Annotated in this window: 10 protein-coding genes; 4 read left to right on the top strand and 6 right to left on the bottom strand. The window is 63.8% G+C overall.

The genetic code is table 11. The features are described from left to right. Positions 1-108: 108 nt before the first annotated feature. Together Q3C01_RS07555 and Q3C01_RS07560 are read right to left on the bottom strand one after the other, a co-directional pair. Positions 109-501, bottom strand: coding sequence for a peroxidase family protein (locus tag Q3C01_RS07555; RefSeq protein WP_458144692.1), 393 nt, complete (start codon positions 499-501; stop codon positions 109-111). 399 nt (positions 502-900) lie between these two features. Then, complete coding sequence (locus Q3C01_RS07560; RefSeq protein WP_458144693.1) at positions 901-1,410, bottom strand: DUF2867 domain-containing protein; 510 nt, start codon at positions 1,408-1,410, stop codon at positions 901-903. Positions 1,411-2,086: 676 nt separating this feature from the next. On the opposite strand from Q3C01_RS07560, the gene Q3C01_RS07565 reads away from it, so the two are divergent. Next, entirely contained in the window at positions 2,087-2,884 is a 798-nt protein-coding gene (locus Q3C01_RS07565; protein WP_458144694.1) for a methyltransferase domain-containing protein, read from the top strand. A 110-nt stretch (positions 2,885-2,994) separates the two neighbouring features. Here the strand turns inward: Q3C01_RS07565 and Q3C01_RS07570 are convergent, their stop codons facing one another. Genes Q3C01_RS07570 through Q3C01_RS07580 form a run of 3 tightly spaced genes read right to left on the bottom strand, consistent with a single transcriptional unit; the run spans position 2,995 to position 6,913 of the window. After that, positions 2,995-3,612 carry an Isoquinoline 1-oxidoreductase subunit gene (locus Q3C01_RS07570; RefSeq protein WP_458144695.1) on the bottom strand — a complete coding sequence of 206 codons (618 nt, stop codon included), beginning with the start codon at positions 3,610-3,612 and terminating at the stop codon, positions 2,995-2,997. An 8-nt stretch (positions 3,613-3,620) separates the two neighbouring features. Continuing rightward, positions 3,621-4,145, bottom strand: coding sequence for a (2Fe-2S)-binding protein (locus Q3C01_RS07575; protein WP_458144696.1), 525 nt, complete (start codon positions 4,143-4,145; stop codon positions 3,621-3,623). Beyond that, positions 4,142-6,913: a xanthine dehydrogenase family protein molybdopterin-binding subunit gene (locus Q3C01_RS07580; protein ID WP_458144697.1), complete on the bottom strand. Its 2,772-nt coding sequence runs from the start codon at positions 6,911-6,913 to the stop codon at positions 4,142-4,144. Before Q3C01_RS07580 ends, Q3C01_RS07575 begins: the two co-directional genes overlap by 4 nt. 247 nt (positions 6,914-7,160) lie before the next feature. Here Q3C01_RS07580 and Q3C01_RS07585 point away from each other — a divergent pair, with 247 nt between their 5' ends. After that, entirely contained in the window at positions 7,161-8,759 is a 1,599-nt protein-coding gene (locus Q3C01_RS07585; protein ID WP_458144698.1) for a multicopper oxidase family protein, read from the top strand. Here Q3C01_RS07585 and Q3C01_RS07590 read toward each other — a convergent pair. After that, complete coding sequence (locus tag Q3C01_RS07590) at positions 8,756-9,232, bottom strand: DUF3828 domain-containing protein (RefSeq protein WP_458144699.1); 477 nt, start codon at positions 9,230-9,232, stop codon at positions 8,756-8,758. The two genes, Q3C01_RS07585 and Q3C01_RS07590, sit on opposite strands and share 4 nt — an antisense overlap. Before the next feature lie 292 nt (positions 9,233-9,524). Between Q3C01_RS07590 and Q3C01_RS07595 the strand changes: the two genes are divergently transcribed. Beyond that, entirely contained in the window at positions 9,525-11,147 is a 1,623-nt protein-coding gene (locus tag Q3C01_RS07595; protein WP_458144700.1) for an ABC-F family ATP-binding cassette domain-containing protein, read from the top strand. 76 nt (positions 11,148-11,223) lie between these two features. Continuing rightward, positions 11,224-12,714, top strand: a complete 1,491-nt coding sequence (locus tag Q3C01_RS07600) for an amidohydrolase family protein (RefSeq protein ID WP_458144701.1) — start codon at positions 11,224-11,226, stop codon at positions 12,712-12,714.

Consider the following 12,714-nt stretch of genomic DNA (forward strand, 5'->3'; position numbering starts at 1 on the left):
GAAGGGCCTCACCGGACCCCAGCGCCGCAGCAAAGGCTTACTCGATCACTTCGTCGGCGGCTGTTAGCAGTGTGGTTGGCACGCTAAGAGACAGCGCCTTGGCGGCTTTCAGATTGATCGACAATTCGAATTTCGTAGGTTGATAGAAGGGGTCAACGGAATTACGGTGCCTTGAGGTAGGCTGTCACCCGCCGGCACGGGTATTGAAATATCCGCCGTATTGGTTCCACTCTTTTCTAGGTCGAGGTCATGATCGACAAACTGGCCCCATGCATACATCATCCCGGACAGCGCCACGCCGTTGACCTCAAGATGCGTGTCGGGACCGTTCGCCACCACGATGTTACTGATCTCGCGTGGGTTGGGACCAGGCTGCATGGCGTCGAAGCCATCGGCGAAATTTGCCGGCCCCACCCGTGCAAAGTCTGTGTTGGCCTGATTTAGCGCCGGGTCCGAAGGATTGTTGTCTGAACCGTCGATGGTACGGAATTGGAGCGCCATGGGTACCCTCCCTGAGTCCCCAGCTCGCGCTATCAACTGCTTTTGAAACGGCGCTTTGATGGTTCATTGTGTTGGTCGTGCGGTTGTTAAGCGACGATGTGAAAGCATTTTCGGGGACCCTTGAAAAAAGCGGAACTGAAGTTATGGGCAGACATCGGGCGGCACCACAATTTTGTCACCTATCTGCATTGTCCGACTCCGAACGCGCGTCTGCAATGGCTCTCAACGCAGCATTAAAAGCGGACATCATCGCAGGTCTCACATGGGTCGAAATGGGTGGAACTAAGTGTGAGCAAATCTAGTCCGCTATACCCGCGCGTCCGGACCTCAGCGACTTCGCGCGATGCGCCACGGACCGCTAATGGCCGACTACAGCCAGTCGCGACCACCAAAGCATGCTTAAATCTTCATTGCTCTTGCCGCCTGTTCTAAACTGGCCCGCACAATCACGCGATGAAACGGTGCTATCGTCGTAAGATAGGTGCGCCCCAGTCGGCTATGGCAATGCACCACGGTACCCGCGACCAGTTCGCGCCCATTTGCTGCATCGGCGCGAAGCTGGATGGTGACGCGGAAGTCGAGATGCCAGTCATCCGCGCCCACTACCAACTCCGTCGCGCTCTTTGACAGCACCGGGAAGAAGCCGATGACCGACCCACGCGCCGCTGCGGCAAGACCGACGGCGCGCGACGATTTGACGGCGACTGTCGCCATCACCACATCGCGGACACGAGTGAGCGCACGAATCCACCACGCCTGTCGCTCGAGCGCGGCGCGTGCCAGTACCTCTAGATCATCGCTGGCCCCCGCCGGCAGTTGAATTGCAAAGGCGTCCAAAAGGTCCGCACCCGCGTAAAGCGGCGCAAGCACGCTGTTGCTGGGCATGGGCACGGCGCGCGCTTTGGTCATGCGATAGGGACCGGATGCTGGGGAGGGGCGCAGCGCCGTTGGCGTTGCGGACGATCTTGCCGCCGTAGTCCTTTTCTATATCCACGCGCTCTGCATCGCAACAATCCTGCGGCGCAGATGGCTCAGTTGGGTCAAAATGCGAGGAACTCAACGTGAGCAAATCAAGTCCGCTTTCACCCCGGGGCCGGACCTCAACGAGCGCGCGGTCACTTCGCTGATGGGCCAGCAACTGACATGCTCCCACCTCGTGATCGGAACGAACTATCCGCCAGTAGGGGAAAAAAGGTGGATGTACGGCATGCTGTCGGGTGGCATGAACCAGCGGGCGCGGGATGGCCGTCACGTAACGTTTCCAGACCATCGTCTGCCTTGCGGCTTGGTTGCGTCATGATGGCGCGCCCTTGCGCTTGAGAGTTGGCTTACATTTTCTCCTACCGGTGGCCTATTCTTCGTGCTCCAAGGTTTCCGCACCGGGTGACTCCTGAGAGGGAATGGCAATTTGCGTATCTCTTCGTGGATTGCGCGATCGACATCGAACGGCGTTAGCCGCAGCGAACGATTTAACGGCCGAGGTATCGCCACCTGCGTGAAATGAGACCGGTCGCAGCCCTACGCACGACAGAGATTGAGATACTCGGTGCCCTGTGGAAAGCAATTCTGCGAGCGAGGCAAGAACATGTCGGTCCCACAAGCTTTGATCGAGGCAGCAACGGCCTATGAGGCACTCTTCGTTCCCGCTCTTTTCCGGCAATGGGCTCCAATCGTGGCAGATGCCGCGCACATTAAGCCTGGAGATCGAGTCTTAGATATCGCGTGCGGCACCGGCGTGCTGGCCCGTGAGGCGGCAATGCGTGTGGGACAGACCGGCCATGTCGTCGGCATTGACCCGCATGCTGGAATGCTGGCGGTGGCAAACGGTATTTCGTCCGCAATCGACTGGCAAACGGGCACGGCCGAGGCGCTGCCGTTCCCGAATCAATCCTTCGACGCAGTCGTCTGCCAGTTCGGGCTCATGTTCTTTGCCGACCGCAACATGGCGGTTCGTGAAATGTTGCGCGTGATGGTTCCTGGTGGACGCTGCGCAGTCGCGGTTTGGGGCACCCTAGAGAATGCCCCCGCATTCGCTGCTCTCGTGGCCCTGCTCGACCGCATCGCTGGCAACGCCGCTGGCGACGCGCTGCGGGCGCCCTTCGTGCTCGGGGACCGACAAGTGCTCGCCGCGCTCTTCGGTGACGCAGAAGCCGGATCTATCAATGTCACGACTCATCAAGGTACAGCACGATTTCCCTCCACACACGAGTTCGTAGAGGCGGAAATTAAGGGCTGGTTGCCCGTGATGGGCGTTATTCTGCCCGAGCCAACGATCAACCGTATCCTGGCAGAAGCGGAGAATGTTCTCGCGCGCTACGCTACGCCGGCGGGTGGCCTAGCGTTCGATGTATTCGCGCATGTAGTCAGCTCAAGGAAGCTCTAGCTGCCTCGACCTCTATTTCGGGTCAAAAAGCCGTCGATGACGACCAAGCCGGGCGACTGCCGCTTTACCTTCGGAAGCCGACGCTTATGACTACTCGCCCTAGCTTCTCGTCACGGCGCGGGACAGGCGGCTCCGGTCTTCACCCAGGCTTCGACCAGCGCACCAGCCTGCGCCTGCGTGCCAGGCACCGGCGAGCGGCCAAAGCCCGGCTTCCAGGCCCAGCCGACCAGCGTGTCCTTGCCGATATGGTCGATCAGCGCCTCCACCTTGCGACCGCCGTTGCGCGCGGGGTCCCTGATCTGCTCGCAGATCTCGCCGATCGTCTTGCCCTCCCAGGCCATTTCACGTGGGGCAAGATGCCATTCGGGATGGCCGGGCACGCGACCGGGCTCGAAATTGGCCTTCTGGTGACAGGTGTGGCAGCGCATCGACTCCAGACCATGGCCGTCTGCGCCGCGCGTGACCGGCGGCTGATGGAGATGCGGATTGTCGCCTTGCCGCGGGCTGTCGCCGGCCGGATGGCAGTTGGTGCAGCGCGGATGCGTCAGCACCTTGCCGAGCTCGGTGAAAATCGCGGCCGATCGTTTTTCAGTGTCGGTAATGTTGGCGAAGCTCTCGGGCGAGGCCAGAGCATGACTCGCCGTCTCGGAGGCAGCAAGGCCCGCGCAAAGGCTGCTGGCGAGCGCCGCGATCACGGCCATCGTCTTGAAGCGCGCGTCGGAGATCATGGCTCGTGTCACTTGGTGGCGATGAGGTAGCGGTTCGAGTCGGCAAGGATCACGTCGCGCACGGCCTCATGATACTTGATGTAGCCGGTGCAGCGGCAGAGATGGCCGTCGAGCGCGTCGGCAATCGTCTGCTCCAGCGCGTCGCGGGGGACCGGCTTGCGCGCGAGGCGCTCGAGCAGGACCTGTCCCTCGTTGAGGAAGCCCGCCGTGCAGTAGCCGCACTGAAACGCGAAATGGTCGATGAAGGCCTTTTGCAGCGCGGAGAGGTCGCCATCCCTGGCATGTCCCTCGACGGTGCGGATCGACTTGCCGTCGAAATTCACGGCCGGCGCGATGCAGGTCGGGCTGGTGTAGCTGGTGCCGTCGGGCTCGTCGACGATGATGGCGCAGCTCAGGCATTGCGCGGCGCCGCAGCCGAACTTCGTGCCGGTCATGCCGAGCATCTCGCGCAGAAAGTCGTTCATCGAGAGGTCGTCGCGCACCTCCACCGGACCATGCTTTTGGCCGTTGATGGTGAGGCTAAGTGTCGTCACGCGAGCACTCCCTTCAAAAGGCTTGACGTCACCGGCAGCGCACGGAAGCGGTGGCTGGTGGCATCATGGATGGCGTTGATGAGCGCCGGCACAATCGGGATCATCACGACCTCCGCCATGCCCTTGGGCTCTTCGTCCGGCGTCAGCGGCTTCAGCATCTCGATCTCGAGATCGCGCAAGGGCAGGTCCGAGCCGCGCGCGACGAGGTAGCGTCCGAGATTCCATTCGCCGTTGCCCGGGCCGCCTTCGAAGGGCGGCAGCGTCTCGAGCAGCGCGTAGCCGACGCCCATCGCGAAGCCGCCATGGGCCTGGCCCATGACGACCTCGGGCACGAGCGCGGTGCCGCATTCGAACACGCTGTAGGCCTTGGCGATGCGCAAGGCGCCGGTCGCGCGCTCGATCTCGACGCGGACGACCGTGCCGCACATCGAGGTGTAGGCTGTGCCGATGCGGTTGTTGTCGGTCGGAGGAAACTTGACACTGGTGCGGTTGATGCGCTCGAACTTGCCGCTGCCCCGGCGGATTGCGAGGGCGTCGATGTCGGCGCGGTATTGCTCGCCGAACAGCGGAAAGCGGGCGCGCGACCAGGCCCAGCGGGAAAAGCTGTGCGCGACCGCACCGGTGACGAAGCCGCGCGCATGGGCGGTTGCGGCAAGCGCGGGCAGCGCGAGTGGTTCGAGGCCGGGCATGACGAGCTGGCCATTTTCCCAGCGCGCGCTGGCCCATTGCCTTGCACGAGGATCGGCCTTCGGGATGTGCCAGAGCTCCAGCGCCGCCGGCCACAGCCCGAAGCGGAAGATGACGCGGGCAGCTTCTGCAGACGAATGCGTGCCGACATGCGCGCCGATCGAGGCTGATGTGGCCGAGCTGATCGCGGGCACCCAGCGCGGATTCCTCTCGGCTGCATCCTGGGTCTTCTGATCCATCGTGTAGGGATCACCGGAGGTGACGAGTCCGAGCGCGTCGTAGCTGTCGACGCGGGCGACCGAGACCTCGTCGGCTATCGAGCCGAGATGGCTCGCCACCCGGTTCGCGAGCGCCGTGCCGACGCCGTTGCCCATCTCGACGTGGTCGCAGAAGATCGCGATCTTGCCGTCGGCGGTCAGCTCGACGCGGCCGAGCGAGCAGTCCGCGCCGGAGCCGTAGTCCTTGGTCACGCAGGCAACACCGGTACCGACCAGGCGGTCGGATGCGCCTTGCTTGAACTGCGCGCGCTGTTGCCAGATCGGATGCTTTTCGAGCTTGTGGAGGATTTCCGGCGTGCGCACCGAGACGATATAGGGATTGCCCGTCATGGTCCGGCCGTTTTGCTTGAGCGCATTGCGGCGGCGGAATTCAATCGGGTCGAGCTTCAGCTCGCTTGCCGCCTCGTCGATCAGCACTTCCAGCGCGGTCATGGTTTGCAGCGTGCCGTAGCCGCGCATCGAGCCCGCGGTGACGCCGCGCGAATGCAGCGCCACGGTCGTGACGTCGACCTTGGGGATGTCGTAGATGCCGATCGCGCCGGTGGCGGCGACCACGGCGACGTTGGCCGAGAAATTGGCGAGACCGCCGCCGTCGAGCACGTGATCGGCGGCGAATGCCTTGATCGTCCCGCTCGCGCGATCGATGCCGATGCGCGAGCGCATCTTGATCGGGTGGCGTTTGATGCCACCCTGGAACTGCTGGTAGCGGTCATGAGCGAGCCGCACCGGCTTGCCCGGGAAGCAGACCGCGGCCAGCGCGACATAAAGGATGAAAGGCGTGTGATCGCGGCCGCCGAAGCCGCCGCCGACGTGGGCGAACTGCGCGTTGATATGCGCCGGCTTGTAGGGTGCGCGAGCCTTGGCCAAGAGATGCGCGATCGACTCGGCGGCCTCATAGGGCGACTGAACGCCGAGCACCAGCTCGAGATTGCCGCCCTTGCTGTTGTACCAGGCAAGCCCGCATTCCGGCTCGAGAAACATCGGATCGACCGATTGCGTCTCGAACTCGCGGTCGAGCACGAGCAGCGAAGCATCGTCCGCCGCAAGCTCGGTGCGGATCTGCTCGCCATGTTTGGCGGCCTTGCTGTAATCGGCCGGCATCTCCTTGGCGAGCGGCGACCACACCGGCAGCGCGGCGCTCTGCACCTTCTTGGGCGAAACCCAGCCGGCCTGGATCGGCGAATAGATATCCGGCTTCTCAGGCGCGCTACCTGCCACGCGAGTGAAGCGAAAGGAGCCGTAATCAGGCGCGATCACCGGCCCGGTTTCCTCCCCGAATTTGACGAAGGTCCCGTCGCGCAGGACGAGGCGTGCCTGGTCGAAGGCGTCGAACTTTTCGAAGATGAGGAGCGCGACCGGCTGACCCAGATAGAGCGGCGTCTTGCCGACGGGGCAGAACAGATCACCGGCATAGAAGTCCGGCACCTGCGTTCCGATCCGGTCGAGATCTGCGGCCGTGACGATGACCGAAGGCTTGAGCGCGCCGCCGAGCCGCTTGAGGTCCATGCCGGTGTAGACGTGCGTGGCATCGTTGGCGCGGACCAGGATCGCGTGCGAGGTGGCCTGTGGCCAGCCCGGCAGATCGTTGGCGCGGAAATCGGAGGCGTAGAGCTTTGCGCCCGTCACCTTGGCGACGCCGTCGACGCGGCCCGCACCTTTCGTCGCAGGATTGAAGTTGCCGCGCCCGGGAAGCGTCTCATGAGCCGCAAAAGGAGCGTTTGCCGCCGAAGCCAGGTGCGACAGGCTGACCGAGATGCCGCCCGCCGATAACCACTTCACGAGCTCGCGTCGCGAAGGCCGCATGTTCTGATCCTTGTACAAGGTTTCGAGCACATCATGATGCTGACGGCATCGGTGCCCGGAGGGTACGCGCCAACGCTCGCGTGAAGCTGTCATGATTCGTCATGCAGGCATAGAAACGGGTAGCGCGTTTACATCAGATGAAGACCTGGCGTGTCACGTGTGCGCGGATTGAGAATTCCATTTCCGCTTGCCTGGCAGTCGAATCAACTTGATTGAGGGAATTGGATGACGAGGGGCGGGAACTCACATGGGGCAGAATTTGAACGATCTCTCTCCGGTTAGCACGTCGACCGGAGTCACAAGGCGCCAACTGCTTGATTGCGGTCTCAAGATGGGCGCGCTGTCGTTGTTCGCTGGCGCCGCGAACGCCCAGCACGTGATGCACAACCATGCCGACGCCTCGCACACCGCGGACATGTCGCCAGCCATGGGCATGGTACCGGAAACGCCAGTTCCGGCCATGGATCAGCCGCTGGTCGAGCCCGAGGTGCGGCGGTCCGTCAACGGCGTGCTGAGTACGACCTTGCGCTGTAGCTACGCCTATCGCCAGATCGGCGGCGTCAGGCTCTATGTCAGGTCGTACGAGGGCGGCAGTCCGGGACCGACCTTGCGCATGAAGCCCGGCGAGACGTTGCGGATCAAGATGATCAACGATCTGCCGCCGAACCGAGACGGGCTGCCCGCCGACATCAGCCATCCTCACCAGTTCAACAACACCAATTTCCATTTCCACGGCGCGCATGTCAGCCCGAGCGGCATTGCCGACAACGTCATGCGTTCGATGGCGCCCGGCCACAGCTACAACATCGAGATCACGCTGCCGGCCGACCACACCCGCGGCACCTACTGGTATCACCCCCACCACCACGGCAGCGCCGACATCCAGATGTCCAGCGGCATGGTGGGCGCCGCTATCGTCGAGGGCGATTTCGCCGACGTTCCGGAGATCACGGCGGCGCGCGAGCGCCTGCTTGTGCTGAGCCAGGTGGTATACGATGCCAACGGCATGATCGAGAATTTCGAGACGCTGTTCCCGGAGACGGCGACGCGCTTTCTCGCGATCAACGGCCAGCGGCGGCCGGTGATCGAGATGCGCCCCGGCGAGGTGCAGCGCTGGCGCATCCTCAATGCCGCCTATCAGGACGACATGCTGCTCGACCTGGAGAAGCACGATCTGCACGCGGTTGCCTATGACGGCATCCAGTTCGGCGCCGTTCAGCCGCTAAGACAGCTTTTGATCGCGCCGGGTCAGCGCGCCGACATCCTGGTGAAAGCAGGCAGCCCAGGCACCTATGCCTTCAACGCGGCGCCCTACGATCAGGGGCATCCATCCCCGGTCGGCCCGCTGGCGCGGGTCGTGGTGTCGGGCGCGCCGATGGACATGAAGCTGCCACGAGCACTTCCGCCGGCGCCCCTCGCGACCATCAAGGACTCGGAGATCACCAACCGCCGCAAGGTGGTGCTGTCGGCGACCGCGCCGGAGGCCGATGCCGCTGGCCATTGGCAGGAATTCGGCTTCTTCATCGACGGCAAGAAGTTCGATCCCGCGCGTATTGATCATCGGGTCAAACTTGGCGCGGTCGAGGAGTGGACCATCGTCAACACGCACGAGCACGACGACCACGTCTTCCACATCCACACCAATCCGTTCCAGGTGGTCTCGGTCAACGGCAAGGCGTTGGCGACGCCGGAATGGCGGGATTCCGTGATCGTGGAGCGCAAGGGTGGGGAGGTCGTGTTCCGCTCCCGCTTCCTCGATTTCACCGGTGTCTTCATGCTCCACTGCCACATGATGAACCATGAGGAGATGGGCATGATGCAGACGGTCGAGGTCTATAAGCCTTAATGCACGAACATCTCCCTGAGCGTCGCGGTCTTGCCGTTGTTGACCCAGGTGATGTCGTGGATACGCCAGTCGGTCTTCAACTGCAGCAGGTCGAGCAGGACGATCATGGGTTGTCCCTGATTGACGAATTTGACGGTGGCCTGCGCCTTGCCGGCGGTGGCGTCGCCGACAGTGATGTCATAGGTCGTTGTGTCCCAATCCTGCGCGTCGAGGAACGGATCGAAATCCAATTGTCCCACAGCGCCGCTCCGCGCTGCGGCCTTCCGGTCCTTGGCCATCAGGGTGGCAAGCCGCGGCTCGAAGTAGCGGCGAATGCTCCTCTCGTTGTCGAGCGACACGCCCTTGGCGTCCTTGCCACGATAGGAATCGTAGATTCCCGTGACGAAGGCGGTGGCCGAGGCATCGCCGGCGCGGGCGGGGGCAGCGGTCAGCAGGCAGGCGGCGGCGAGGGTAAGGCTGCGTCGCGTCAACATCGGTGTCAGGTCCAGGTTTCGAGGATCGGCCTTCTGTCGCGCGAAGATGCGACGGGGTTCATCCGTGCGGGCCAAAACGGCGACAGAACGTGTCGTTCGCTCGTGCTGCGGATCTGACATCCGCTTCGGTCGGGTTTTGTGGGCCAAGGCGAGCAGCTCCCGACGCTTGCGACCCGGGGAATTTGCGGGAATTTTGCTGCTGTCGGGGCGGAATCCGGGCGCAGCCGGGCTTCCCCTGGCGGCCGGCATGGCCTATTTACGCCGCAACGCAAATTCCCCCCAAAAAGACCTCATGATCCGCCTCGACAACGTCAGCAAGCAAGCCGGCCACCAGATCCTTTTCATCGAAGCCTCCGCAGCGCTCAACAAGGGCGAGAAGATCGGCCTTGTCGGCCCGAACGGCGCGGGCAAGACCACGCTGTTCCGCATGATCGCGGGGCAAGAGCTGCCTGACGAGGGCCAGGTCTCGATCGATCGCGGCATCACCATCGGCTATTTCAACCAGGATGTCGGCGAGATGTCTGGCCGCAGCGCCGTGGCCGAGGTCATGGATGGTGCGGGCCCGGTCAGCGTGGTCGCGGCCGAGCTGCGCGAGCTCGAGGCGGCGATGGCTGATCCCGATCGTGCCGACGAGATGGAGGAGATCATCGCACGCTATGGCGAGGTGCAGCACCGTTTCGAGGAGCTCGACGGCTATGCGCTGGACGGCCGCGCGCGCGAAGCTCTGTCCGGCCTCGGCTTCAGCCAGGAGATGATGGAGGGCGACGTCGGTGCGCTCTCCGGCGGCTGGAAGATGCGCGTGGCGCTGGCGCGGATCCTCCTCATGCGTCCCGACGTGATGCTGCTCGACGAGCCGAGCAACCATCTCGATCTGGAAAGCCTGATCTGGCTGGAAACGTTTTTGCGCGACTACGAGGGCACGCTGCTGATGACCTCGCATGATCGCGAATTCATCAACCGCGTGATCTCCAAGGTGGTCGAGATCGACTCCGGCTCGCTGACCACTTATTCCGGCGATTACGAGTTCTACGAGCAGCAGCGTGCGATGAATGAGAAGCAGCAGCAGGCGCAGTTCGAGCGTCAGCAGGCGATGCTCGCCAAGGAGATCAAGTTCATCGAGCGCTTCAAGGCGCGCGCGTCTCATGCCGCGCAGGTTCAGAGCCGGGTGAAGAAGCTCGACAAGATCGAGCGGGTCGAGCCGCCGCGCCGCCGCCAGAGCGTCGCCTTCGACTTTATGCCGGCGCCACGCTCGGGCGAGGACGTCGTCGCGCTGAAGAACGTCCACAAGGGGTACGGCAGCAAACGGATCTATGACGGGCTCGATTTCATGATCCGTCGCCGCGAGCGCTGGTGCGTGATGGGCGTCAACGGCGCCGGCAAGTCGACCCTGCTCAAGCTCGTGGCCGGTGCGAGCGATCCCGATCAGGGCACGGTGGCGCTGGGGGGCAGCGTCAAAATGGGCTATTTCGCTCAGCACGCAATGGACCTGCTCGACGGCGACCGCACCGTGTTCCAGTCGCTGGAGGACGCGTTCCCGACCGCGGGGCAGGGGTCCCTGCGCGCGCTCGCCGGCTGCTTCGGCTTCTCCGGCGACGATGTCGAGAAGCGCTGCCGCGTGCTCTCGGGCGGCGAGAAGGCGCGCCTCGTGATGGCAAAGATGCTGTTCGACCCGCCGAACTTCCTGGTGCTGGACGAGCCGACCAACCATCTCGATCTCGCCACCAAGGAGATGCTGATCACGGCGCTGTCGGATTTCGAGGGCACCATGCTGTTCGTCTCGCACGACCGGCACTTCCTCAGCGTGCTCTCCAACCGCGTGCTGGAGCTGACACCCGAGGGCGTCCACCAATATGGCGGTGGCTACACTGAATACGTCGCCCGCACCGGCCAGGAAGCGCCGGGATTGCGGAGCTAGCATTCCAGTACGCGCCTTGACGCGTTGATTGCACTAGCTACGCTCGCGCCGCTTTTTGGAATGCGGGAGTAGCTGAATGGGCGGGTTGGTGATCGCGGGTGGTCGGGTGGTTGATCCGGCCAGCGGGACGGATGCTGTCGGCGATGTCGCCGTCATGGACGGCCGGATCGTCGCGGTCGGCACCTCCCTTGGCGGCGCCGAGCGGACGATTGATGCGCGTGGCCTCGTGGTGGCGCCCGGCTTCATCGATCTGCATGCGCACGGCCAGTCAATCCCCGCCGATCGCATGCAGGCGTTCGACGGCGTGACGACGACGCTCGACCTCGAGGCCGGTGTGCTGCCTGTCGCGGCCTGGTATCGCAAGCAGGCGGCGAAAGGACGCGTGCTCAACTATGGCGCCTCAACCAACTGGGCTTTCGCGCGCATCGGCGCGATGACGGGCTCCAACTCGGAAAGCTCGCTGGAGGCGTTCGGCAATGCCATGCGCGATCGCCGCTGGATCGACAACGTGGCGAGCGACACTGAGGTGGCCGGCATCCTCGATCGTCTCGCGGATGGGCTCAACGAGGGTGGCATCGGCATCGGCATCCTCAACGCCTACGCCCCCGGCGCCGGCGTGCAGGAGCTCACCGCGGTTTGCCAGCTGGCGGCCAGCCATGACGTGCCGACCTTCACCCACGTCGCCTTCATGTCGCGTATCGATCCGGAAAGCGCGGCCGAAGCCTATATCCGCCTGATCGGCTATGCCGGCGCCACCGGCGCGCATATGCACATCTGCCACTTCAACTCCTCCAGCAAGACCGACATCGAACGTTGCGTGAAGCTGGTGGCCAAGGCGCAGGCGCAGGGCCTTCCGATCACGGTCGAGGCTTACCCTTACGGCACCGGTTCGACCGTGCTTGCGGCCGCGTTCTTCAGCGACCCCGAATTCGTAGCGCGCAACGGCACCGGCTATGACTCGGTGCAGCGGGTCGCCGACGGCCGGCGTTTCCGCGACCGCGAGGAGCTGCTGGCGGCGCAGGCCGCAGAGCCCTCCACGCTGGTGCTCTGGCACATCCTCGATATCGAGAACAACGCGCACCACCGCGATCTCCTGGATATGTCGGTGCTGTATCCAGGCGGCGCGATCGCGTCCGACGCCATGCCCTGGACGCTCGCCGATGGCCGCACCTACACTGGCGATGCGTGGCCGCTACCCAACGACGCCACGTCCCATCCGCGTTCGGCCGGCTGCTTTACGCGCTTCATCCGCGAGTGGGTGCGCGAGCGCCGCGCGATTTCGCTGCTTGAAGGCATCCGCAAATGCGCGCTGATCCCGGCACAGATTCTCGAGCACAGCACGCCCGCGATGCGTGCCAAGGGACGGCTCGCAGCCGGTGCCGACGCCGACATCGTGGTGTTCGACTACGAGACGCTGACCGACCGGGCGGAATTCTCCGCGATGAACCGTGTCTCGGAGGGCGTACGCCATCTCGTGGTGAGTGGCCATCCGCTGATCACCGATGGCGTGCTGGACGTGGCGGCAAGGCCCGGCCGGCCAGTGCGCCGGCCCGTCGTCGAGGCTTGA

It is taken from the genome of Bradyrhizobium sp. UFLA05-109, from assembly GCF_054185165.1.